Source organism: Pseudomonas putida (assembly GCF_030159595.1).
Lineage (GTDB): Bacteria > Pseudomonadota > Gammaproteobacteria > Pseudomonadales > Pseudomonadaceae > Aquipseudomonas > Aquipseudomonas putida_AC.
This window is the reverse complement of record NZ_BSKJ01000004.1, coordinates 420017-443500: the sequence shown is the minus strand read 5'-3', so window position 1 is coordinate 443500 and position 23484 is coordinate 420017. Positions and strand designations below refer to the sequence as shown.

The window sequence follows — 23484 nt, the reverse complement described above, 5'->3', positions numbered from 1 at the left end:
CGTCCTAGTAAGCAGAGGAAGGGTGAGGGCAGTCCCGATTCTGAGAGCGGCAAACGATAGAGGTGTGAGACTGTCACTTTGCCACTATTTTTCATGCCTTCAGTCCTGTCAATCCGAAGCCGATGAAGAGCATCCTCGTGAGAGAAGTGCTCCGTACCAAACAGCTGAGTTTCAACGGCTCGTTTCGGCTAGGTGAAAGAGTTCTACACCCTTACGATGGGCGTAATGCGGGCACGGGGCTCGCCGGAATAAAAGGAACACACATGTTCGGATCATCATACGACCCTCGATTCCCCATCCCTGAGATGAAAACCGCCAACGAGTACATCAAGCGGCTCGGCTGGCTGGGTAGCAAGCTGCTGGCGCTTTTCTGGGGACTGTCGACCGTCAACGTGAGCGCGTCAGTGCTCGTAGGTATCCTTGCGGCTGCAGGCCTGTATGTTGCCTACATCGGTACGGACTATCGCCGGGCCTTTCCACGTATCAGCGCCTCCCTTACGAAAGCGGGTCTTCTGCGGCTGTTTATCAGAGCGTGGCCGGCATTTGTAGCTTTCGTAATTGTCGGCGGGCTCGTTGCAGGAAAAATCACCTGGCAGCAACTGGGAGAGTTCAAGACCGCACTCTTAGGCCTGGCCGCGATTCCCTTCGCCTCCTCAATTCTGAAGACGTTGTTCGGCGACTGATTCTTACAGGCAGTGATCGTTTGGTGGTGAGTGATCTGTTTATCATCACTCACCACAAATCTTTTCCCTCATTCGTGTTCACGTACTTGAGTGTCTTAAGAGCGGGACATCGCGTCGGTCAACCAGAAGGGCAAGCCGTGAAACCATCTCTGGCTATTCGAGGCAAACGCGACATGCTCCGCAAGGCAGTAGAGGCCTACGGGTTCGTTAACGTCAGAGTCTTTGGCTCCGCTTGCCGCGGTGACGACGTTGACGGGAGCGACCTTGATCTTCTCGTGACCATACCAGCCGACTGGGAAGGGAGGATCTCACTTTTCGACATTATGGAGCTCGAGTCGGCCCTTGAGGAAATGCTGGGCATACCGGTTGACCTGAACGTCGCGAATAACATGCCTGAGCATCTCAAACCAGAGGTCGAGCGATCCGCCATTCCCTTATAACCAGGAATGGATTTGTGCCAAATGGCATCGCTCTGCATTGCAGCAAATGTCGTAAATGCGTCAATTCTATCAAGAAAACGACATTTTTTGAGGGCTAACCTTGAATCAAAAATTCAAAAACGGAGTTCTTTTGTTTGTTTTCAAAAGCAAAGCAGCGGCGTCACTACCACCTCTCAACCCGCCAGATAGAGCTGGCCTGCACGGCAGTTCTTTGGCTTTTTTGCACTTGATCTACTGCGATGCGACTTCTTGATCATTTTCAAAGGTAAATCTTGAGGAAATTGACTGTGTCCATGCCCGCACGAACGATCGTCGCCTCTTTGGGGCCTGCAAGGCCCTCAGCTTGCTTTTGCAGCCAAATAGCATACAAATAAGCCTGATTTTTTTGTGGGTATTTGACATCTCGATCACACCCTGAGGCCAGGATTACAAATGTACCCTTCGCTAGATCTTCACAAGTTGTCACGCCATCCTGGGGTGGTATTTGGCTTAGTCACAAGGTCAGCGCAAGCAGGTAGTCTCTAGCCACTGGCTTTCGGGACAAACATCCCGGCGATGATCCGAGCATCGAGCAACGCATGATGCGGAAGGTCTGATCCATCGTTAAGTGGCTCAAGGCTGAGTGCATTGGTTGGCGCCGGATAAACATTCTGCGGCCACTTACCTTCGTAGTACGCGAGTTCGCAGAACAGCTCCCAATCGTACTCCGGGGCATCAGTCACCACTGTAGTCATGCAGTCGAATGAGCGTAGAAACGCCAGCAGCCTGTCCCGGGCGTCGAGCATGGGGCAGCTATAGTCGCCACCCCACAGCTGAGGGAGCACGATCTCTTTTACGAAATCGCTGCAGTCGTCCAGGTGCCATGTGTCGAGCAATTCGACATAAAATTCCCTGCCGTTCTCTGCTACCAGCGCCAGCGAAATCAGTTTTGCTGTGGCGTTGAGCCGCGTGAATTCGCAATCTAGAAAAAGTCTCATCAGAAGGATCCTGTACTACCAATGCTTCGTAAACGACTCACGATGCCTCAAGAAGGAATGCTCTGGAAGGCTGCGCTGGAACACCTGGGCCCCCAAGGACTTCTCGAAACCGTGGCTGATCTGCTGCGTTCGTTCGGGCCGAAACCCACCCGCAGCCAAAGGGAGTATCTCGAACGGCAATGGCTAGGCGAGGACATTCTCAGGATAGTTAAGAGCGCTCAGGTGGAGGCGGGCATCGAAGCGCCAGGCCCGGACGATTTGCCCAATAGCGTTACGATCCTGGCGTGCTACAGCGATTACCTCGCAGACCGTCTCTTGCTGCTAGTGCCCGCTGACGTCCTCCCTCGTGAACTGGTGGGGAGGCGAATTGATGATGACCTGGGCGTCTGAAACGATAGAGTCTCTGTAGACTTACCCTACGCTGCAGACCGGAGGATAAGCGTCGTACACGCATCATCCAAAAGCTTGCTCAACGAGTGCTTTCATCATGTCTGCGGCCGAACCTTGGAGCCAAAGCTCCTGGCTGCAGACCTCTACACGAGCAGGATTGACGTGTATGACCTTCGCGCCTGCTCCTAACGCACGTAGGGGCAGCTCCGCGGCTGGATACACGACACCGGACGTACCGATCGAGAAGAACAAATCACAAGCACCTGAGGAAGCAAAACCCGCACTCCAGGCTGCGTCCGGAAGCATTTCTCCGAACCATACGACTCCAGGCCTGATGTATCCGTTGCATGCATCGCACCGAGGTGGCTCAAGACGGCAACCATCCGCGGGTAAGTCATCAGAAGGAAGGGGCGCTATGTGGGCATTGCCGCAGTCAATGCACCTAGGTGAATGAAGGCTACCGTGAACATGAATCACGTCCTGGCTCCCAGCCCGTTCATGCAGGTCATCCACATTCTGGGTCACGACGGTCAGCTTAGGGACGTGCTTAGCGAGTTCTGCTATCGCGAGATGAGCTGCATTCGGCTGCGCTTGGAGCACTTTCAACCTACGCCACTCATACCAACCCCAGCACAGCTCAGGATCCGCACGGAACGCTTCGGCTGTCGCTAATTGAGCAGGGTCGAATTGAGACCAGAGACCAGTCAATGCATCTCTGAACGTTGGGATTCCACTTTCAGCGGATACGCCGGCGCCGGTGAAAATGACAACGTGCTTTGCTTCCTGCAACAGCTTAACGACGGTACTGAGGGGCATTGAGATGTCCTGGAATTCGCTTCACTCGAGCTTACCCGAGCCCACACATGAGGTCATTGCGTGATGGCGATGAGCAGGGCATCAGAGCTGGAAAAGAGTCGCACAAATGTCCAGAAAACCGGCTGGCGCTAAGACAGATACGACCCGAAGGACTGGGACGCACTCCGCTCATCACTCAACTTGCGTAGATCCCAGCAAATCAGAGCACTGGTGCGATGGGGGGCGACCAGCAATACGCTCAGGTCGAGAGAGAGACTCAAGATGACTGTATATGCATACAGTGCTCATATGCATCGCGGTGGAACGCATACCAATTGAGCAAATGTGCCTGGTTTACCAGCACGCAGCAGGCGAATCCGACGAAGCCAATAGTTTCTCGAAAGCCCCTGATTACGGGCCTTCCATGCTTACCAGACTGTCTTTTCTGGACAGCTATGAGACGGGAGCGTGCTCTGGGTGCCCAATTAACCGAGAAAAAATTAATACTGTATGCATGTACAGCAAGACTGGGTAGCGTACTTTCTTGCGTCTGCCAGGGGTAGGCGCTTCGTTTTGCAAAATGCTAGGGTGAAGCCTGCGGGACGCCATCCACCCCAACTCGAGGCACCAATGAAAAGGACAGGAAGTCGGCAGCGCGCAAGGGAAAGCATCGTGAGAATGATCTCGAAAATTCAGCGATTGGAGGCGAAGCACCATCCTGACCGTTCCAGCATCATTCAGCGGCTGAAATCGAGTTTGCGGTTCCTTCGTACTATCTAGCTTTCTCATATTGGCAACCTCGCAAATCATCGAGATCCCTCATGATCAAAAGCAGCTCGATTCCTTGGAGCCCCGTTCGCTCCACGCTCATAGAAAAATTCAGTTTCGGTGACATCAAACAGATCGTGGGATACGGGAATCTCGATATGTCCCGATTAGCGCATCTGGAGCAGAGGCAACAAAATGGCGCTACAAAATCCCAACTGCTGAGTGAGATCGACAAGCAGGTTGGAGCGATGGGTGAAGCCGATCGCGGAGCTTTTGTCTCCATCTGTTGCGAAGAGATGATGCGGCGTAAAGCTGATGTGGTTGAGGAATTGGAGCGCGTTTTCAGCCGAATCGGATGGAAGTTTTCTGGAACAACCCTCATTCCAGTGGACATTTTTGACGTAGCAGATCTAGCTTCGATCCCTGAACAGGCGAGGGCGGACATCCAGAAAGCGTCCAGTAGGCTCCGTGATGGTGACCTCAGTGGGGCGCTCTCGGCTGCCTGTGGGGCTTTGGATTCAGTGACTGCAGATATCTACTCTATCTGTAACTTGGGTGATCCTAACAAGGCGTCATTCCAAGAGAGAGTGAAGCGATCCGTGGATGCGCTAAATGTGAAGAACCGCCTGGTTCAAGAGTTAGTGGACATCGGCTGGTCTGATGCTGACTACAAGCCACTCGCCAGTAACCTCGAGGGATCGCTGAATCAAGCCGCATTTGTCATGCAGAAGCTGAGATCAGACATGGGCGATGTACACGGTACCAAACCAGTCATCAACGCCTTAGTTTATGACTCAATCAAATGGTCTGCGCTTCTGCTCAGAGCTCTAGCACTCCACTAGAAATTTGGAATTTCCTGACGTGCAAGCGGAGCGCGCGAGGCGTGAGGATCGAAGCCCTCCGGGCCAAGACGAATGCGAAGCGGGCGGCTTGGTTCACGAGAGCCGACCCAACGGGCACGCACAGAAATGCTCGAGATACCTATTCGTAGAGCTTAAGCCGACATACCGGCTTGCCGCACCTTGTCAGAATGAACGTGTTGCCTTTCTCTGCGAGCTTGAGCACACGACGAAAACGTCGACGCGCCTGGCTAATGCTCATCACGTACTCCATGAAAACCTCTCAACCTAACAACCGTCGAAGAAGCGCTTCGACCTGAGTGTTCTCATGCCTAGCACATAGTTCGTCGAGCTTGGCGCCCCGGAGCTCACCAGTCGCAAGGCTCAGCCCATGCAGCGCGTTTACCAGCCGTTGTTGCTCCTCAACACCTTCGCGAACGTCTTGCCACATCGAATTGACCAGCTTCGCAACTGACTCCAGCTCCGCCGCCATTACCTGCGTCTCGATGAGCTTGTTACTGTTCACCGTCGTTTTGAGAGCCCCGGCACGCCGCTCAAGCTCCTGGAGCTGCTCGCTCAGGCAATCAGCCTGGTCGATAGAGGTAGCAACACCATCAATGAAGATTTTGTCTTCCTGAATGCTGTAGATGGCCAACGAGCCGTCGGCGCCACCGGTGACGTCCAGCGCTAGCACATTGCCTAACCTCAACGGACGCGGAATCCACGTATGGCCGGTACAGACCCGCCACACTCCAGGTACGCCTTCACGATGGTGCTTAACGATCCGATCTCGCCCCCACAGGGCGATCTCCTCCATTGCTGGATTCTCGAGTTGCTCCAGAAAGGTCGACCAGGCCATGCCCGCCGGCACATCTGCATGCACGACACCCACAACACCCCGATCCGACTGAACCTCAATGGCGATCGGCAAGCTCCGGAGCTTCCCAATGATCATCGCTTTGGACTCATCAGCAATCGTCATCCACCAGCCCGCGCCATGCGCAGAATAGCGAGCGTTGGGATTAGCCTCATAAGCGTCGATCAGCATTCGCTCGTGGTTGCCTTGGACGCTGAAGAACCAAGGCTCGCCGAGCAGCTTCAGCCCATCCAATACACCAGGCCCGCGGTCAATCAGATCGCCCACAGCGATCAGCCGATCCTTAGCTTTATCGAAGTCCAATGCGTGCAGCCCGCGGTGGAGGTCTGTGATTTTGAAGTGGATGTCTCCGACTACAAAGTCACGACCGTGGAGATTTTTCGGTAACTGGAGAACCTTAGAATTCATGGGGCAGGGTACGTCTCTGTTGCCATTATCGTTAAGTCGATAACCCACCTATTTTCCCCTTCTGGAACTCATTCGTCGAGGAAAACGGCCCCTTCAGCAACGCCCCGCGTAATGATCCCATATGGGAAAATTAAGGGCGTTTTGAGGGGTTAATGATCCCAAAAGGGATCATTATGGAGAGCGCTGAGCTGGCGCTCAGACGAAGATATTTCGTCTTAATTTGGAGGATTCACACGACAACCAATGCTCAGTCGGAGCTAGCTGCACGGTATGGCGCACCGGACATTTCACCGCTCCAACAGTGGAATGAGACGATTGACCAACTGCTCGAGCAGGCATCGCATGTAAAAAGGGCGTGAAGATAAGGTCAGCAAAAAGCTGACGTTCGTAGTTGACGTATTCAACGACCGAGAGCCCAGTTTTTTCCGTCCGTATGCCGGCTGAGCGAGAACCCCTGACAATTCGGGATATGGTTCGCTATCTCGTACTCACGCCAATCCAGCATTGCTTCACCGTCAATCACCTGCGGCTTTTTCTCGAGTAGCCAGCGCACGGTGTTAAGGTACTGACCATGCGAAAACACCACGATCTCATTGGCCGAGTGTTCTGCGATTAGGTCAAGGAAATGCACAGCCCTGGCCACGAGATCATGGAAAGACTCTGCTCCTACACCGTCCGAAAAGGCAGGATCTGATCTCTGCCAGAAAGCCTCGACCCAACCCCGCCGCTGTGCGACCGTCGTATCTACACAGCGTGCTGGCGCCAGGTAGGTGAATTCGTGAACCGGCCAAGTTTCGAAAGCAGCATCGGGATAGAGTGCCGTGGTGGCCAGCGCGGTAGCTTGGGCGCGAAGGAACGATGAGGCGAGAATGAGCCCTGGGGCGCTGGTGATCGACTGCGCGACGTTGCCGGCTTGCTCGAGGCCTTTCGCCGTCAAAGGAATGCTTGCGTGATCCCTAGTTGGCTCGCCAGCGTTGGCGGCGCTCTCGCCGTGGCGTATCAGCCTGACGTTCTTCATTGACTCTCCTTCCTTGGCTTACGTTGCTTGGGTTGCGCCATGCTGGCATGGCACCGTATGGGATAGCCATGCGAAAGGGAGAGATCGTGAAGAAAGCGCTCTCTCTGGCAGGATGCAGAGTAGTGTGTTCGTTTTCTCTGGGGGAAACTCGTGCTGACATTTTCGGCGCTAAGGATACTGGCTCATGAAGCACCTCAAGATCTGATGAGCTGGTCGCGCTTCGTGGCGCAGACTGAATTCGTCTGGCAACACCCCGCCTTGGTAACAGATGGAGAAGGGTGGCAGGCCCTCTGGTTTGAGATGGAGATCCTCAATGCCCTTGCCTTGGCCGAGTGGGAGCAGGACGGATCCCCTCAAGATTGGTCGCACCGGTGGCGGGAAGGGTACGAGCAGGATGCGCGCGCGTTGGTTCCTGAGCTGATTGCTCTGATCGTCTGCCCTGAATCATCAGAGTAATCCACCGCACAGACGAACTGTCGCGCAGCTATAGGGCAGGGGAGCGAATCTCATCTTGCTTCGCCCTCGCAGCGAGGGGAAGGCTGAAGTCTGGAACGAGAGTGGCCATCGGAAGCAATGTCCAGCCCAGGTACACCGCCATCACCTTGCAGGTGCTCGATTTCGCAGCGCAGGCTGTTAATGAGATCCATTGGAGGCCTACCGGTCTGCTCGCTCAGGGAGAGGGTCAGTATGCTCAGTGGACTCAACTCCAGGCGTTGACTCACCTGTTCGAGCTTGTCCAACGTGATGCTTGCTCGAGCACCCTCCAACTTGGAAAGGAACGTCCGGCTCGTATCTGCTGCACCGCGAAGCAAGACTCACGGCACATGAGATTTCATCGCGCGTGTTGGCGCTCGATGGTTAGATATAGCCTGGGTACAAGCCGCCGGTGAGCGCTGTGTTTCAGGTAGGATTGCAGGGCATCTGCGGCCCATCTCGGGCCTGTACCTGACCTGCTTGAGATCCTTTTATGACTGGGCATTCGGACGCCTTCATTCAACTCAATCGTACCTTCTCCAAAATCGTCCTCGATGCAGATATCGACGACGACGCAGACCTAAACGCCAGACACAACAGAGCAGGAAAACTCTTCTGGCCTGACCTGTTGAGCCATCACCGCGTAATCCTGCTATCCGAGGCAGGCTCAGGTAAGACTGAAGAGATCAGGAATGTCGCTCGACAGCTCCGGGGTGAAGGAAAGCCAGCATTTTTTCTCCGAATTGAGCACATCAAAGACTTCTTCGAAGGCGCATTTGAAGAAGGTACACACGATGAATTCATCACCTGGTGCAGCTCGGGTACAGAAGGCTGGATCCTTATGGATTCAGTTGATGAAGCGAAGCTGCGAAGCCCGCTCGACTTTGAGGTGGCCATACGTAAGCTCGGCTTGTATGCAAAGAAGGTAGGTGACAATGCTCACATCGTTATCACCAGTAGGCTTTCTGCCTGGCGCCCCAAAACTGATCTTGCGCTGTGCCAAAGAGAGTTTCCGTTCGCACCCGGCTCCGGTGATGCAGCAGAAGGCACAGACACTGCAGGCCCCTTCATGCTGGTCACCTTGGACGACATCCAGGGGGAGCAAATTGACACATTCTTGAGAGCTAACGGCGTTGAGGACGTGGATAGCTTCAAAGCTGCTATTGAGCGAACCGAAGCGAACGGGCTCACAACCCGCCCGTTGGACTTCCTTGAACTCGTCCTCTTCTGGAAATCTCAGGGAAAGATTGGATCTCGCTACGACCTGATGCGTAGCAGCATTGAACGGCGGCTCCAGGAGCATGATACGAACAGATCACATGCCAAGCCGATAGCTCCCAATAAACTCCGCCACGGAGCAAGACTGGCTGCCCTGGCTACTACGTTGGCTCAAACGTCCGCTATTCGGATCCCTGATGGAAACCGAAACACTAGAGGGATGCCGCTAGATGGAATTCTCGGTGATTGGACTGAGGTCGAATGCGAGGCCTTGCTCAGCCGGCCTATTTTCGATGAAGGAATCTATGGCACCACGCGCTTTCACCATCGCTCAGTAAGGGAGTACCTCACTGCAGAGTGGCTACACCATCAAATCCTAAGCGAAGCCTCGCGTGCCAGGGTTGAAGGCCTCTTTTTCAAGACGCATTACGGCCGTGAGGTCATAGAGCCAACGATGCGACCTGTTTTGCCATGGCTCGCATTGTTTGATGAACGCATCCGGGAACGAGCTATCCGTGTCGCTCCGGAGATTTTCTTCGAGGACGGTGATCCTAGGCATCTCCCGAGCGACTCGCGGCGTGTAATTCTCCGGCAAGTGTGTAAGACGCTGGCCCGGCCTGCACACGATTGGACAGTCACTGAGCACACGGCTGTTCAGTTGTTCGCGCACACTGACCTTGCGGAAGTCGTAAATGAGCTCCTTGCCGAATATCGCGACCAGAGCCACATCGTTTCGTTTCTGCTTGATATGGTTGCCCAGGCCAGGATGATCGCTGTGGTTCCTGACGCAGTGCAATACGCACTTAACACCAAAGATAACCGTGTCAAGGTGGCTGCGATCCGTGCAGTCAAAGAGGCAGGTTCTGCAGATGACTTCGCTAGCCTGCGAATAGAAATGCTGGCGCGAACCTCCAAATTCGGGCGTGACTGCTTGGCAGAGCTTCTAGAAAACCTCCCGATGGATGAGGTGTGGATTCGGTGGCTTATAGACTCTCTGTCACGTTCTGCACGTAAGCCCAGCTACAGCAGCAGCGATGAGCTCGCTTTCGCGATCTCGGACGTCGTGGACGCATCCCCAACAGAGCTCCTTCATCTATTTCTTGAAGGCGTGGATGAGCTTTTTGATAAGGCTCCCGCAATTGATCGCGGCTACTGCGAGATCTCTAAACGCTTTTCCTGGTTGGCAGAACCCGCCGCTCAGGCCGCGCTGCGCCTCCTGAAATCCAAAGATGCGAAGGCTATGGAGCCGCGCGTGCTGTCTGTACTGCGAAAGCTTTCTCGCTTAGACAGCTACAACGACCTTGCCGACAGGAATGCGATCACGGAAGTGAGGGAGCTCGTGCCGATTTGGCCCGAAATGGATCATCTACTGTTCTGGCATGATGTCATCGAAACGCGCAAAAGCGCGGAGAAGGCTATTGCCGACACCTGGGATCTCGGCGGTTTCCGGCATCTATGGACATACAACACCCAAAATTTTGAGCGTGCATGCGCTGACATTACACAGAAGACAGAACTCGATGATCAGCTCATGGCATTGAGTCTGGCGTTTCACATCTACCAGGAAGCTGGTCGTCCTGCGACCTGGCCCGAGCAACTTGAAACCTCGTGTGGGGGGCGTCTGGAGCTCCTTTCAAAGCTGGAGTCCCTTAGCAAGCCTCAGTCGAGCGAGATGACTAAGTTTGAGCGTCGTCAAGCGGAGCTGAAGGAGAAGCAGGAACGTCGAGAGGCCAAGGAGCAAGCAGAGTGGCAATCTTGGAAAGAGGGTTTAGCCGGAAATCTCGCATGCTTGCTTGGCTCCTCCACACCAGGCGCTATCACCAACGCCCAACATACTCTTGATCGCAAGAGGCGCTCACTGGCGACAGGCACAGGCAAGAGCTCACAGGGTGACTGGGCTTCCCTGATTCCAGAGTTTGGAGAACCAATTGCTAAGGCCTTCCGAGAAGGCGCCATCAGGTTTTGGAGGACTGCGCCTCAGAAGTTACCGAGCGAAGGAGGGCACGCCTTTGTACCATCAGCGACTGTATCATTCGGCCTAACTGGACTCGCGATAGAGACCACAGAACAGCCAGATCTCTTTTCACTTATGACCGTCGCCGAGGCTGACATAGCGGCGCGTTTTGGCTTGCTCGATCTCGGCTTCCCGACTTGGCTATCGAACCTGTTCTCTTACCATCCTGGTGCCGTTGCGGGACTCGCTCTCCAGGAGATTGAGAGCGAACTCAGTGCTGCTCCAGGTGAGTTGCACCACCACTGCATATTAGAAAAGGTGCGAAGGGGTGGCGCTTGTATGTCCGACCATATCACCCCGTCACTCATCTCGCGGCTGGAGAAACCACTCGGAAGCGTCGCCGGTCTTCAGCTGGCGCTGAGCATCTTGAATGATTCGTCCATTGCTGATGACGCGATTTCGAGGTTGGCCAGTGTGATGGCTCTCCCCAGTAGCGCGCCTGAGATAGCAGCCACATGGTTTGCTGCTTGGATCGGGACGCAGCCAATCGTTGCAATCCCGGCTCTAGCGCAATACCTCGAAGCACTGACATCTGAGGAGGACAAGACAAAACTCATGATGCTCTGCCTGACGGTTATTGCAGGTAACCGCAACGGTAGCCGCTGCCGTCAACAGTACAAAGCCCCTGAGCAAGCTGCGGATTTGTATCTACTGGCCAGCAAGTACATACGAGTTGAAGATGATATCGACCGCCTAGGAAAGGGCGTCTACTCGCCTGGTCTGCGCGATGACGCTCAGGACGTAAGAAATGGTCTCCTAAACATCATTCGGGACACCTCTGGACATGAAGCTTTTCTCGCACTCGAGAAAATTGCTTTTGAACATCCAGCACAACGTCTACGAGCCTGGAGCGCGTTTTACACGGAGCAAAGAGCCACTGCAGATTCAAAATCTTCGCCTTGGGAACCCGCGGATGTAGTCGACTTCCAAAACCAACTTGAAAAGGCACCAGCTAACCACCGCGAGCTATGGAGCCTTGCGATTGACCGCCTCCACGATTTGAAGCATGACCTCGAAAATGGAGACTCGAGCATTGCGGAAATCCTGCTGCTCGCTAACCAAGAGACTGCCCTTCGCAAATATATCGGAAACTGGTGTAGAGATCGTGCGGGCGCACGCTACGTCATTCCGCAGGAGGAGCAGCTCGCAGATGACAAACGCCCGGACTTCAGAATGCATAGCAGCCGATTCGATGGGCCAGTGCCTATCGAGCTTAAGCTTGCTGACAAATGGCCTGGGTCGCGGTTGTTCGAGCGACTTGAGAATCAGCTGGGCGGAGACTACCTGCGCGACACGCGCTCTAGCTGCGGGATATTCTTAGTAGTGAATCAAGGAGGCAGAGGAACTTGGGAGACACCGAAGGGCCGATTAGCTTTTGACGAGCTCGTCATGGCACTGCAGGATGAATGGCAGTCCTTGGCCCCTAAATATCCAAACGTAGCCGACATCAAGGTCATCGGCATTGACCTTACCAAGCGAGGAGGGAAGGCAGCGGCAAAAGCTATCAAAGCCAACCAGGCGAAAGCCGGGCAGAGGGAGGAGTAGACCATGCCCGGCCTGATTAAACGAGAGCGCCAACTCAGACAGCTGCGTAGGCTCTCTCTCATCTCCGCCCTGGCGCCCATGAGGCGGTAGCTGTCTTCCAGGAGTAGAGAGGTTACGAGTTCATCGCTTCTGCGTACTTTCAGAGCAATGCACCATCTGCAAGCGCCTCTCTCTATCACCGCGTGCTAATCGCACTTCGCCGGAAACCTCGCAGCGATGGCTGACGAATAGGCTTAGAGGCCCGAGGCTTGGGGGTTGTAACGTAATTTCTGGAATGTAACGTCGACCACGTTACATTCCAAAAACCGCGTTACAAACCATGAGATCAAGCCACAGGGGCGGAGCGCCTCTTTGCTTCAGCCAGGTGTTCTTTAAGCTTCGCAATGCTCATAACCTCCGATCCACGATGCACCACCGCATGGCAATTCGGGCACAGCGGGATCAAATCCTTTATTGGATCAAGCTTGTACTCTCCGCCGATCGTACTCAAAGGAACGATGTGGTGGACATGGATAAGCCCCTCGGCAACCTCGCCGTAAACCAGTCCGAAGTCGAATTCGCACGCAGCGCAAACCGCCTTGTGGTGATCAATACATGCAGCCCTAGCCTGAGCGCTACGCTCATAGGCATTAACCGTTACCTCTCGGACAGCGCCCTCAATGTATAACTCGGGCTGACTGACCTCCTCAGGGAGTGCAGGCATCGGCAGCTCGTCGTACGCAAACCAGTCGCCATCCTGCTTCAATAGCCATTTACGCGTGATGGAGCGCTCAGAATCTTTGATCTTTGCAGGGCCAGCACCGTCCTCATCCTGGCGCTCATCCGAGTGTGTAATCTTGAACGTATAGAGTTCGTATCTTTCCTCTCCAACCAACCTGAGATGCTCGACGCTCTGCGAGTAACCATGATTGCGACGCCCATTCTCGATTTCCCAATCCTCGCTGAGGATGAGCGAACGACCGCCACTTATGTGGATATCCCATGCGCCAAAAATGATCTTGCGCTCCTGGTGATTCACAAACGACCAGCTCCAAGTCCAGTTGTTACACGTCGCCCCCAAGGACTCTATGAACGCTTTGCGGCTTGGGTAGTAAGGAGTAGTCATACGCAGATCCTGTGCGTGGAGTGCCGGAAGGAGTGGTGAGGGACGTACGGAACGTGACGGAGTCGACAACGTTAGCGCTTCGCTTATAGCATCAGGCCACACGGCCATCAAAGCGCCATACAAAAGCACTTCGCCAAGGAATGTCGACTGTGATCACAAAAATCCGCATCCGTGGGTACCGCATCTACAAAGATTTCGAGCTTAAACCCAACCCGGGCGTGAACATCCTCGTCGGTGACAATGACGCAGGGAAGTCCACATTGATGGAGGCCATCTCGCTGGCGCTGAACGGCCGGATAGGTGGGCGAGGGATTCTCGAAGAATTGAACCCACACTGGTTCAACACTCAAATGGTGGCTGAGTTTCTGGCCCTACGGGACGCAGGGAAGACGCCTAAGCTCCCGGAGATCCTGATTGAGCTTTATCTGCAAGATGTAGCCGATTTGCAGGTGCTACTCGGTGCAGTGAATGCGGACGTGCCGACCAACGTGTGTCCGGGGGTATTCCTCTCCATTTTCCCGAACGAGGAATACCAGGATGAGCTGGATCAGTGGCTCAAGGATCCGTCACCCCTGCTGCCCGTTGAGTATTACACCTATGAATGGCGGTCGTTTGCTGACAACGAGCTCACTCGGCGCCCGCGGGCGCTTTCGGTGGCCACGATCGATTCTCGGACGGTCAAGTCCGCTGCTGGGGTTGATTATCACCTACGACAAATTCTGAGCGATCACCTGGAGCCAGCTGAGAAGGCGCAAATCTCGCTGGACTATCGAGGCGTCAAAGCATCCATGACTGAAGGAGCGCTGGCGCCGGTGAACAAGCGCCTCGAGGGTCTTGGTGCTGCCCTGCAGTCTGAGCCTATGGCGCTAGCAATGGATCAAACGTCCCGTACATCCTGGGATAGCGTGGTCACTCCACACGTCGATGGCCTCCCATTCGCGATGGCCGGCCAAGGACAGCAAGCCGCTATCAAGATCTCTCTCGCGATGAAACGGCATTCTTCAAGCGTGAAAATCGTGATGATAGAGGAGCCGGAGAACCACCTCTCACACACCAGCCTAACGACACTGCTCGATCGTATTGAAGACCTGGCCACGGAGGAGCAGCAGCTCTTCATCTCTACCCACAGCACCTACGTTTTGAACCGGCTTGGCCTCAATGCGTTGCTACTACTCCACCGTAACAGCGCGGCCAAGATCACGGAGCTCGATCCGACAACGGTGAGCTACTTCCAAAAGCTTCCAGGCTACGACACCCTCCGTCTCGTGCTAGCGAAAAAGGTCGTCCTGGTTGAGGGGCCATCCGATGAGATCATCTTCGAGCGTGTCTATAAGGATCTGTACGGGGCTCGCCCGATGGCCCATGGCATTGATGTCATCAGCATGCGCGGGCTAGCACTGGCTCGGTGCTTAGAGCTTTGTGCTGCGATCAACAAGCCGGTCGCCGTAATGCGAGACAACGATGGCATTGACCCGACTGAGCTCCGTAAACCAGTTGAGCAATGGCTGGAAGCGAAGCGCAGAGATCTCTTCATTGGGGAGGTAGCCGACGGCGCGACTCTTGAGCCTCAACTCATTACTGCCAATGGCGAGCCTCAACTGCGCAAGACCCTCGGCATCACCGATGCAGCTAACCTGGCGACGTGGATGACACGTGAGAAAACGGAGGGGGCGATTCGAATTGCCGAGTCTGACGAAGCCCTCAGCCCACCTCCCTATATGAAGGCCGCGGCGGAGTTCATTCACAATGCCTAACCATCTGACCCTGGCGGTCGCCGGAGGGAGAAAAACCCAAGGCCTCGTAGATCACTGCAAAGGTCTGCCCAGTGATCGCCGCGTCCTTGTCGCCACGTTTACCCAGACAAATCAGCAAGAGCTTTCCCATCGGCTTCGAGCACAGGCTGGTGATCTCCACAACATCGAGGTGCTGGGTTGGTACACGTTTTTACTTCGCCACTTTGCGAAGCCGTTCCTGCCGGTGAAATTTCCCGGTGAACGGGTAGGGGGCTTCAATTTCGAAGGGCGCCCCTACAGGTTCGCCAAGGGCAAGCAAAGATTCATGGACGGAAGCAACCAGGTTTACGGCTGCGAGCTCGGCCGCCTGGCGCGCGAGCTAATGGCTGCAACACCTGCGTTGCTTCGCCGCCTGGAGCATCTCTACGACGAGATTCTGATCGACGAGGTTCAGGATCTGAGTGGTTACGACTGGGAGATCATCCATGATCTGCTGCAATCTCGAATCGACGTTCGCATGGTCGGTGATGTTCGCCAGGCCGTGCTGTCGACCAACCCGAGAGGCCAGAAGAATAAGCAATATGGTTACGCCGGCGCTCTTGAATGGTTCCAGGAACGCGAGCAAGGAGGGCTGTTGAGCATTAACTACGCGACAGTCACCTATCGCTGTCGAACGGAGATTGCAACGTTCTCTGACACCATTTTTGATGCATCGTGGGGTTTTCCTGGAACCACCTCAGAAAACCACGAGGTCTCAGACCATGACGGTGTGTTCCTGGTGCACTCAAAGCACGTTGACCAATACGTTCAACAGTACCGACCGCAATGCCTTCGTGCTATGGCAGCATCCGGCAAGGAGTTTGCCCTCGACTATATGAACTTCAAGGTCTCCAAGGGCGCGACGTTCGAGCGTGTGCTAGTCGTACCCACAGGGCCAATCACGGCTTTCATTCAGAAGGGAGCCTGCCTCGAAGCCACCTCTGCAGCCGCATTTTATGTCGCTGCAACACGCGCAAAGCAGAGCCTTGCAATCGTGATCGACAAGCCGGGCAAGTCGACTCTGCCGGTCTGGGAACCCTGACCACTTGAACCGCTCCATCCAATCAAAAAAGTTGCCAGTCCGGCTAAAGTTTTCGCGATTTTGTACCGTTTTTGTAGTGAAGACCTCTAAATCGAGACTGGTAGCTTGACTGATCAAACCACCGCATCACCTTCAAAAATCGACCCTGCCCAACCGATCGAATCGTGCAACGACTCATCGCTGCCAGCGGTACACACATCAGATGGAAACCGTATCTCCTTGACGCTTGGGGGCGAGTGCTACGATCTCTCCGCGGTACAAGCAGACGCGCTTGCATCAAGCCTTTACGAAGCCGCTTTGCGATCAGGAGCGGACACCGTCACACCTTGGGCAGAGCACCAGGTTGAATCAGTGACCCTCACAAGCGCGCCTCAATCAAACAAATTCGGTGTGAGTGAAGTGAGATCAGCCGATTTCACAGACGTGAAGTTTCTTGCGATGGGTTGGCTTTATGAGGGTGAGGGCGAGGATCCTGATTATCCGAAGAACGTCGTCTTCATCAAGGTCACCCAGCAGGATGAATTTGAACTCGAGCTGGGGGAATCGCATCACCAACTATCTCTGACACAGGTAGAGCTGCTGTATCTCGGGCTAGCACGCGCAGCCTTCGTTCTGAAGCACAGGACGTGGGAGGTCAACGGAAGGTCGATTCGTTGGCACAGCGTTCCAAAGGCAGCTTTAGGTGAGGCCTGCCGGACTGGCTGATGATCTCTGGCCGCGCGGGAAGCGGCGGCATTGGAGATCAAAAGGAGGGCCCCTTGCTGGAGCCCTCTGTTTAGCTGAGACCGGTTATGCAGATGCTCGCTGGTCTTCGGTGTGAGGCGTGCCACCAAACGCCCTAAGATCGTAGGCCTGTCTGAGCGCCGTTTCATCATCCGAGTGCACCCGGGCCTGGGCAAAAGGCATGTTGAGGAATCGCCGGCGCTCTGCATTGCCCAACTCAGACCAGAACCTCACCTGGCCTAGGGCATCGGGCACGCCAAACTCCCCAAGCAGATAACCTTCTAGAGCGGTAAGGCGTTGTTGGCCGTCCAGCAGCACCTCACTATTGATCGCAAACGCTCCAGTGCGATCGGCATACGCATACCACTCATTGACGAGGTACGAGCCAAGGTCTGCCCCCATCCAAATCGAGGTAATGAACCTGACCTTCTGCTCGTCTATCCATACAGCCGGCCGCTGCCAGGGGGCGAGGGGATGACCCATGGCGAATCGGATCGCCCATGGGTATTGGGCGCGTGCCTTGGCAGGGTCGGCCGAAAATTTCTCGAGGTTGGACGCCAGTGTGTGTACCTGATGCATGTAGAGCGTGGAAGCAAGGTGGTTTTGCGGCATACAGATGCAGCTAGTATCGTCGGTGCCGCTGAAGATCTGGAATGTTGGGTGATTAGAAGCCATAAGGTCTCAACAAGCAGTAATTTTGAGCTGCGCGCATAAAGTGGGCTTAGATAACGGCGCGCATTAACGCTCAGCAAGATAGCATAACTGCTACTACTAAAAACTCGATACAAGTCGAGTCTCACCCAGCGACAGGCGAATACAAAAACTCTAGAGCAACGTAGTGTTACTTATACGGTACGGGAAATAGCTTCGTGTACCGTATAAAGAACATTTGGATTGACCGCGTGAGCCGTAATTAAATTTGAAATTCAGCGATTGCTCCGTTCACATATCGTTGCTAAAGGTGGCAGATGCCACGAGAAGAATATCTATTCACCGCGCAAGCGGAGCGCGCAGGCCTACGGCCAAAGGCGTGAGGATGGCAGCCCGAAGGGCCAAGACGGCCGCCTAGCGGTGGCTTGGTTCACAACAGCCGGCCCCGTTGGGGCACGCTAAAAGAGGGCAATTAGGGTAGGGTGCTGATGAGGCTGTCAGTCCTCAGCCCCTGTTCTTGAGCGCTTTCGGTGCGCAGGATCCACCAAATGCTTCGCAGCTTCACGGCTCCGCAAGACTTGGTCACGGATTTCTTCCGGATCGATCGACATCACACCACGCTCGACCCTTAGCGTTTTAAGCTTGTTAACAGCCTCGATGAATTCGCGCTCACGCCTTATCTCGGCTTCAGACCTACGATCAGGAAAGAGGAAATTCCAGATACGAAACATGAAGTTCATAACGCAAGTTGCCTCGTGGCTGAGTTGAGCGGGGGCTGATCTTAGATGATTGAAGGGCCTGCAGCCAAATTCCGCCCGTCGGCGACTGCGTGGTCAGACCAACCTCTGTACTACGGTTAATCAAGGTTGCCTCACCTCAGCTCTGGTCGACTCAAAGAGGTTCTTCACCCATCACTTCCTTCCAACATCTTGTGACTTAGCTGTCTTGCGACAGATAAAGCGACCAGCAGCAAAGGCAGTGATTGAGGATCATGAGATGGCCAACATTCTTACCCATGCTGCTCGACATGCTAAAGCGGAACTTCTCGCTGCGGGCATCGAAGTGGGACACGCGAAACTTCAGGAAGTCCTGGCTGCACTCCTTGGCTACCAAACCTACAGGGCACTCAAACTCGAAGAGGATGATCAAGATCTTGAGCACCATCTGTCCGACGCAGAATTCATCGTCCTCCACCAGGAGCTTGGCGAATGCCGGGCAGCTGAGCTGTTCGAGCTCCCAGGTAAGATGCTGCCCACGTGCATCGCGGCGCTGGAGGAATGCCTGCCAGCTCAGGTTCTCCCAAGCGTGGACGCTTACCTTGAGCGTAATGGCATCAGCGCAGTAATCGCAGCTTTGACAAATAGTCCGCCACAGGGATTGCACCTCGGGCCAGATTGGCGCTCGAGCTACAAGCTCAGCCTTGGCCAGCGCCTTTCATTTTATGAGCCAATCTGGGAAGCGCGTCGCTTATGGCACGTCCATGCTGAAGTATCACTGGAGAGCATCGCGTCGGACGCTGAGCTTCAGAAAATCGATGTGCTGCTCACTCATGCAAAAGCTGGCCGATCTGGATTGATCTTGAGGGAAGTCAAGCCAGCCGCGGACGTCACGGCGATTATTGACAGCATGCAAGTGGATCAGTTGGTTCAAAGGGATGACGGCTCAGTTGTTCGCCCGTTAGTAGCTGTCGTCGCCCATATCACCTCTGGTACCGTCCTTGGAAGCGCCGTTTCATTTGCTGGCAATCAAGAAGTTGTAGAGGTCGATGCTTTGACCGATGCGCTAGATTCGGCTGTGCATGGTCATAATGATGGAGGAAATGGAAGCAACGATTACCATATCTTCCAGCTTGATCTGGGTCACGATTTTACGTCTGCACGGATTAAGCAAATGGCCCTAGAAGCGGGGATTGAAATCACTCAGCCCTCCAATCGTCTTAAGCAATCGCGCGGGAAAATAGAATCTGTTTTTCACAAGGTCTCGAAGTCAATGCTCATGAAGCAGACAAACCTACGCGCCCTGAAACCTATTTCGGACGTGGAGATAATGTCGACTGAAGAGTTCGAGCAGCTCTTCAAAAAGAGCTGAAGGCTCACGACCTTAGCAAAGAGGAGGGCGCACGCCTTCCTCTTTGTGCCTGCGGAATATGAAAAGCGCAGAGCTCGTCTGGCGCTATTCAGAACAACCACCCTCTGGGGTCACCTCTTGGAGTTATAACTGACGACTTACGCAAGGTCGAAAAAGAAATCCTCTGGTATTTTTCGACTGCGTCTCTAACCCTTGGGTCGCCAGTTCCCATAGCAAGCTCTACCAAATTTACGCGGCATTTTCTTGCAAATTTCCCTTCTGGAGAGGTTGCGAAAAGCCTGACAGGAGGTAAGGGCTTTTCGGGATCCAGCTCCAAATGCATGAGATACTGCTCAAAAATTAGCTTAAATTGACCTCCTAAAGCTCGAGATGAGCCGCTAGGCAGTGTCTCGATCCATTCGCCTGCGGAATTTCTATAAAATTGGTTTAGTAGCCCAGGGCTTCTAGTGCTTCCCATTAAGCGCCTTCTTGAATTTCGTGAATACCTAGCAAGTGCGAAATACACCATAGCGATGAGCTTGTATTTTTCACCATATGGGAGATGCGCGAGGCTATTCATATACCAATCCATTTCAAATTCAGTCATTTTTTTGAAATTCGGCTTATGCTTAGCAAACAAGCCTGTAAGCGCAGGCTCAAATTCAAGAACTGAGACGTCTTGATAGTAGAATTTATAAAAACGGTTGATCACGATCTGAGCGAAGCCCAGTTGGCGTGAAACATCGCGAGACGCTGATAAGAATGGGCGCCAGTATTGGTTTATTGGCCAAGCTCCGTAATTCAGCAGTGGATTTGGCAGAAACTTTAAACTGGAACTCGGCAAACACCAGCTAGCAGGTGGATTGCAAAAAAATGCCACATAACGCTCGATCTCGAGGGGCTTCAGATCCAGCAGCGATAGCCCTTGAGAGAAGCACCAGTTCAACAAGCGCTCAAGGTGAATGGTTTCGAAGTAATACGCCTCATTAGCTTGCTCTGGTCTCCAGCTATGTGCAAGCCAGGCAAGGTAACGCTGACAGTACCAGACGCTGATGAATGGGAGACTAGATGACACCACATCCTCAAGCTTGGCCGTCACATCGGTATTTTCAGGAAATTGACTGAGCCCAATTGGACGCCATTGGTCGTACGGGCAGAAGATCGGAAAAGGGACAAACGGCGACACCATGCGGGGCACCAGCATCGTAAAATTGTGCAGTTACTAGAGATTGTAGCCGGTAAGACGCGTCTCCTTAGCCCACACAGGTTTCCGAAATGTGGATCTAGACTAGACGAGAGAGGTGCACCGCAGGCCTATGAATCTGAAGGGAACACAGGTTTTTGGTAGAAAGCTCACAGGATCGTGAAAATGAACACCTATTAGAGAGGAATCCCAATACATGATTTAACATAATATGCATTATGGGGCACATTGAATATCCGCACGGCGCCGTGGGCGGCCAGATGTTAAGCCAGCGCAAGCGCCTACTTCATCCTTACGGGCACAATCGTTGATCCAGGTTAAGGTTGGCTCAGGTTGCCATGATTAAAATGCGGGCTACGCACCCTTACGCGGAATCTGGCATGACGATCATCGTAACCGGCGCCGCAGGCTTCATCGGCAGCAATCTTGTCCAGGCGCTGAACCAACGTAACGAAACGGAAATTATCGCGGTCGATGACCTGACCGATGGCGACAAATTTCGCAATTTGGCCGACAGTGAAATCGCTGATTACCTGGACAAGGACAATTTTCTCGATCGCTTTGCTCGTGGTCAGTTTGGCAAGGTTCGCGCAGTGTTGCATCAGGGTGCGTGCTCAAGCACCGTGGAAGCTGATGGTCGTTTCATGATGGATAACAACTACCGGTACAGCCATGAATTGCTTGTATCTGCGCAGCATCAGCAAATTCCGCTGTTATATGCATCATCGGCGGCTGTATACGGTGCAGGACGGGATTTTCGCGAACAGCGCGAATGCGAGCGCCCGCTGAACGTTTATGGCTACTCCAAATTTCTCTTCGATCAACAGGTGCGTCGGGCGTTGACTGCAGCACGCAGCCAGATCGTCGGCCTGCGCTATTTCAACGTGTATGGCCCCCATGAGCAGCACAAAGGTGCCATGGCGTCAGTGGCCCTGCACTGCTTCAACCAGTACCAGGCCCACGGAAAAGTGACGCTGTTCGGCCGATATGGAGATTATCCCAGCGGTGGCCATCTGCGGGATTTCGTCTCTGTGGATGATGTGGTCAAGGTTAATATGTTCTTCCTTGATCACCCACAATTGAGCGGTATCTTCAATGTTGGTAGCGGTCGCGCCCAGCCATTCAATGACGTTGCTTTGGCCGTGATCAATCAGCTGCGTGATCGACAAGACCAACCCCCGTTGTCACTTGAGATGGCCTTGTTCGAGGGTGTGCTGGAGTACTGCGAGTTTCCTGATCATTTGCGTGGCAAATACCAGTGCTTTACCTGTGCCGACCTCGAGCGCTTGCGCGCTGCCGGGTACAAGGCACAAACATTGACAGTCCAGCAAGGCGTGGCCCGCTACTGCGACTGGTTGTTGGGAATCCAGAGTACGCCGCCTGCTCCATTCACGCATGCGGCGGAGGCTTAGTCTTGCGAATAATCCCCGCAAGGTGGGCTATTTTTCTAAAAGATAGAGAAAATCTGGTTAATTTTGGCCGTTAACTACACTAAATAGTCATTTAGCGTAGTTATATAAAATGGCCGATAAATGCCAGCGCTCTGCGCTTATGCCAATCCACCAAACCGTTTGTAGAAACTATCGTTAACATCCGGCAATGGACCGTCAGCCGTCTCCAGTGCTGCGTTCAGCCATTCCTCTGCCTTTGCAAACACCAGCCGATAGAGGTTGCGGCATAACTGTCGTGCGGCCCTTCCCTCCCAATCCCCTGGCAGCAACTCCTCTGGCAGTTGCGGGTCGCGCAACAACAAACGGCGGTACTCATGGATCAGCAGTGTGCGCGCCAGGAAACAATCTTGTGCGTCGAGCAGCGGCTGCTCTTTCAACCCCTGCCACAGCGGCCTGAACAGCTGGATGAACTCGCTGTACTGCTGCCCCAGTTCGTCGATACGCCAGCTCTCCCGCACCTGGGCGCGCATGGCTTTTGACGCGAGGACTTCCTGGGTGTGGGTTTCAAAGATGATGCTGTCGTCGCTGGCCTCGAGTTCGCGCAACGTGGCAGCCAGGTCGGCACGGTCTGCCCGTGGGCAACCCAACAGGTTCGGCGCCATTATGCCAAACCCTTGCCATTCCAGTTCTTCACGCAAGGCCTTGCGTTTGCCTGCCTCCAGTTGCGACAGCAACACTAGCGTCCAGGCCCCGTCCCAAGCGGGTTGGCTTGGGCTGTAGACGCGTTTGAACGCTTTTTCGAAGCGCCTGCGACCCGTGCCCGTCAGGCTGTAGTAACTTCGCCGTCCAACCTTTTCAGCGGTGAGCCAACCCTCTTTGGTCAGTCGAAAGATCGACGTGCGAATCAACCGTTCATTGATGCCGATTGGTTCCAGCAGGTTGATCAGGCTACCTAGCCAAACGGTCCCGCCGTGGGGTTCGATGGCATCGCCGTACAAGGTGATGATCAGGGAGCTGGCGCGGATCGGCGTTTGCTCCTGAAAGCGAGTGATCAGGTTGTTCAGTGGGGCAAGATTGCTCATG

The 23484-nt window shown here is 54.2% G+C and carries 20 protein-coding genes; 11 read left to right on the top strand and 9 right to left on the bottom strand.

All coding sequences use genetic code 11. The annotated features are described in order from the left end of the window. The first annotated feature begins 263 nt into the window (after positions 1-263). A complete protein-coding gene (locus QQL85_RS11960; RefSeq protein WP_284353541.1) occupies positions 264-683 on the top strand; it encodes a hypothetical protein in 420 nt (139 codons plus the stop codon). Positions 684-820: 137 nt separating this feature from the next. Then, a complete protein-coding gene (locus QQL85_RS11955; protein WP_284353542.1) occupies positions 821-1123 on the top strand; it encodes a nucleotidyltransferase family protein in 303 nt (100 codons plus the stop codon). Between the two features lie 521 nt (positions 1124-1644). Here the strand turns inward: QQL85_RS11955 and QQL85_RS11950 are convergent. Beyond that, positions 1645-2100, bottom strand: coding sequence for a 3'-5' exoribonuclease (locus QQL85_RS11950; RefSeq protein ID WP_284353543.1), 456 nt, complete (start codon positions 2098-2100; stop codon positions 1645-1647). A 21-nt stretch (positions 2101-2121) separates the two neighbouring features. On the opposite strand from QQL85_RS11950, the gene QQL85_RS11945 reads away from it, so the two are divergent. After that, complete coding sequence (locus QQL85_RS11945) at positions 2122-2490, top strand: hypothetical protein (RefSeq protein ID WP_284353544.1); 369 nt, start codon at positions 2122-2124, stop codon at positions 2488-2490. A gap of 63 nt (positions 2491-2553) precedes the next feature. On the opposite strand, the gene QQL85_RS11940 is transcribed toward QQL85_RS11945, so the two are convergent. Then, a complete protein-coding gene (locus QQL85_RS11940; protein ID WP_284353545.1) occupies positions 2554-3306 on the bottom strand; it encodes an SIR2 family NAD-dependent protein deacylase in 753 nt (250 codons plus the stop codon). Positions 3307-4106: 800 nt separating this feature from the next. Here QQL85_RS11940 and QQL85_RS11935 point away from each other — a divergent pair. Next, on the top strand, positions 4107-4895 hold the full coding sequence (locus QQL85_RS11935; protein WP_284353546.1) for a hypothetical protein: 789 nt from the start codon (positions 4107-4109) through the stop codon (positions 4893-4895). A 280-nt stretch (positions 4896-5175) separates the two neighbouring features. Here QQL85_RS11935 and QQL85_RS11930 read toward each other — a convergent pair whose 3' ends face one another. Next, entirely contained in the window at positions 5176-6177 is a 1002-nt protein-coding gene (locus QQL85_RS11930; protein WP_284353547.1) for a metallophosphoesterase, read from the bottom strand. A gap of 400 nt (positions 6178-6577) precedes the next feature. Continuing rightward, positions 6578-7195, bottom strand: coding sequence for a histidine phosphatase family protein (locus QQL85_RS11925; protein WP_284353548.1), 618 nt, complete (start codon positions 7193-7195; stop codon positions 6578-6580). Positions 7196-7345: 150 nt separating this feature from the next. Between QQL85_RS11925 and QQL85_RS11920 the strand changes: the two genes are divergently transcribed. Together QQL85_RS11920 and QQL85_RS11915 are read left to right on the top strand one after the other, a co-directional pair. After that, positions 7346-7651, top strand: a complete 306-nt coding sequence (locus QQL85_RS11920; RefSeq protein ID WP_284353549.1) for a hypothetical protein — start codon at positions 7346-7348, stop codon at positions 7649-7651. 511 nt (positions 7652-8162) lie between these two features. After that, positions 8163-12446 (top strand): NACHT domain-containing protein, encoded by a 4284-nt coding sequence (locus QQL85_RS11915; protein WP_284353550.1) that lies wholly within the window; start codon positions 8163-8165, stop codon positions 12444-12446. Positions 12447-12771: 325 nt separating this feature from the next. On the opposite strand, the gene QQL85_RS11910 is transcribed toward QQL85_RS11915, so the two are convergent. Then, positions 12772-13551 carry an HNH endonuclease gene (locus QQL85_RS11910; protein WP_284353551.1) on the bottom strand — a complete coding sequence of 260 codons (780 nt, stop codon included), beginning with the start codon at positions 13549-13551 and terminating at the stop codon, positions 12772-12774. A 149-nt stretch (positions 13552-13700) separates the two neighbouring features. On the opposite strand from QQL85_RS11910, the gene QQL85_RS11905 reads away from it, so the two are divergent. From QQL85_RS11905 to QQL85_RS11895, 3 genes are all read left to right on the top strand, one after another. Further along, positions 13701-15305 carry an ATP-dependent nuclease gene (locus QQL85_RS11905; RefSeq protein WP_284368770.1) on the top strand — a complete coding sequence of 535 codons (1605 nt, stop codon included), beginning with the start codon at positions 13701-13703 and terminating at the stop codon, positions 15303-15305. Beyond that, complete coding sequence (locus QQL85_RS11900) at positions 15298-16365, top strand: UvrD-helicase domain-containing protein (RefSeq protein ID WP_284353553.1); 1068 nt, start codon at positions 15298-15300, stop codon at positions 16363-16365. The genes QQL85_RS11905 and QQL85_RS11900 overlap by 8 nt, the downstream gene beginning before the upstream one ends. Before the next feature lie 105 nt (positions 16366-16470). Next, positions 16471-17070 (top strand): hypothetical protein, encoded by a 600-nt coding sequence (locus tag QQL85_RS11895; protein ID WP_284353554.1) that lies wholly within the window; start codon positions 16471-16473, stop codon positions 17068-17070. Positions 17071-17154: 84 nt separating this feature from the next. Here the strand turns inward: QQL85_RS11895 and QQL85_RS11890 are convergent, their stop codons facing one another. Further along, positions 17155-17763, bottom strand: a complete 609-nt coding sequence (locus tag QQL85_RS11890; RefSeq protein ID WP_284353555.1) for a DUF262 domain-containing protein — start codon at positions 17761-17763, stop codon at positions 17155-17157. Positions 17764-18236: 473 nt separating this feature from the next. Further along, positions 18237-18479: a hypothetical protein gene (locus QQL85_RS11885; RefSeq protein ID WP_284353556.1), complete on the bottom strand. Its 243-nt coding sequence runs from the start codon at positions 18477-18479 to the stop codon at positions 18237-18239. Between the two features lie 256 nt (positions 18480-18735). Between QQL85_RS11885 and QQL85_RS11880 the strand changes: the two genes are divergently transcribed. Continuing rightward, entirely contained in the window at positions 18736-19827 is a 1092-nt protein-coding gene (locus QQL85_RS11880) for a hypothetical protein (RefSeq protein ID WP_284353557.1), read from the top strand. A gap of 88 nt (positions 19828-19915) precedes the next feature. Here the strand turns inward: QQL85_RS11880 and QQL85_RS11875 are convergent, their stop codons facing one another. After that, a complete protein-coding gene (locus QQL85_RS11875) occupies positions 19916-20995 on the bottom strand; it encodes a hypothetical protein (RefSeq protein ID WP_284353558.1) in 1080 nt (359 codons plus the stop codon). A gap of 395 nt (positions 20996-21390) precedes the next feature. On the opposite strand from QQL85_RS11875, the gene rfaD reads away from it, so the two are divergent. Continuing rightward, entirely contained in the window at positions 21391-22422 is a 1032-nt protein-coding gene (gene rfaD / locus QQL85_RS11870) for an ADP-glyceromanno-heptose 6-epimerase (protein ID WP_284353559.1), read from the top strand. 137 nt (positions 22423-22559) lie between these two features. Here the strand turns inward: rfaD and paaX are convergent, their stop codons facing one another. Further along, on the bottom strand, positions 22560-23483 hold the full coding sequence (gene paaX, locus QQL85_RS11865; RefSeq protein ID WP_284353560.1) for a phenylacetic acid degradation operon negative regulatory protein PaaX: 924 nt from the start codon (positions 23481-23483) through the stop codon (positions 22560-22562). Position 23484: the final 1 nt, after the last annotated feature.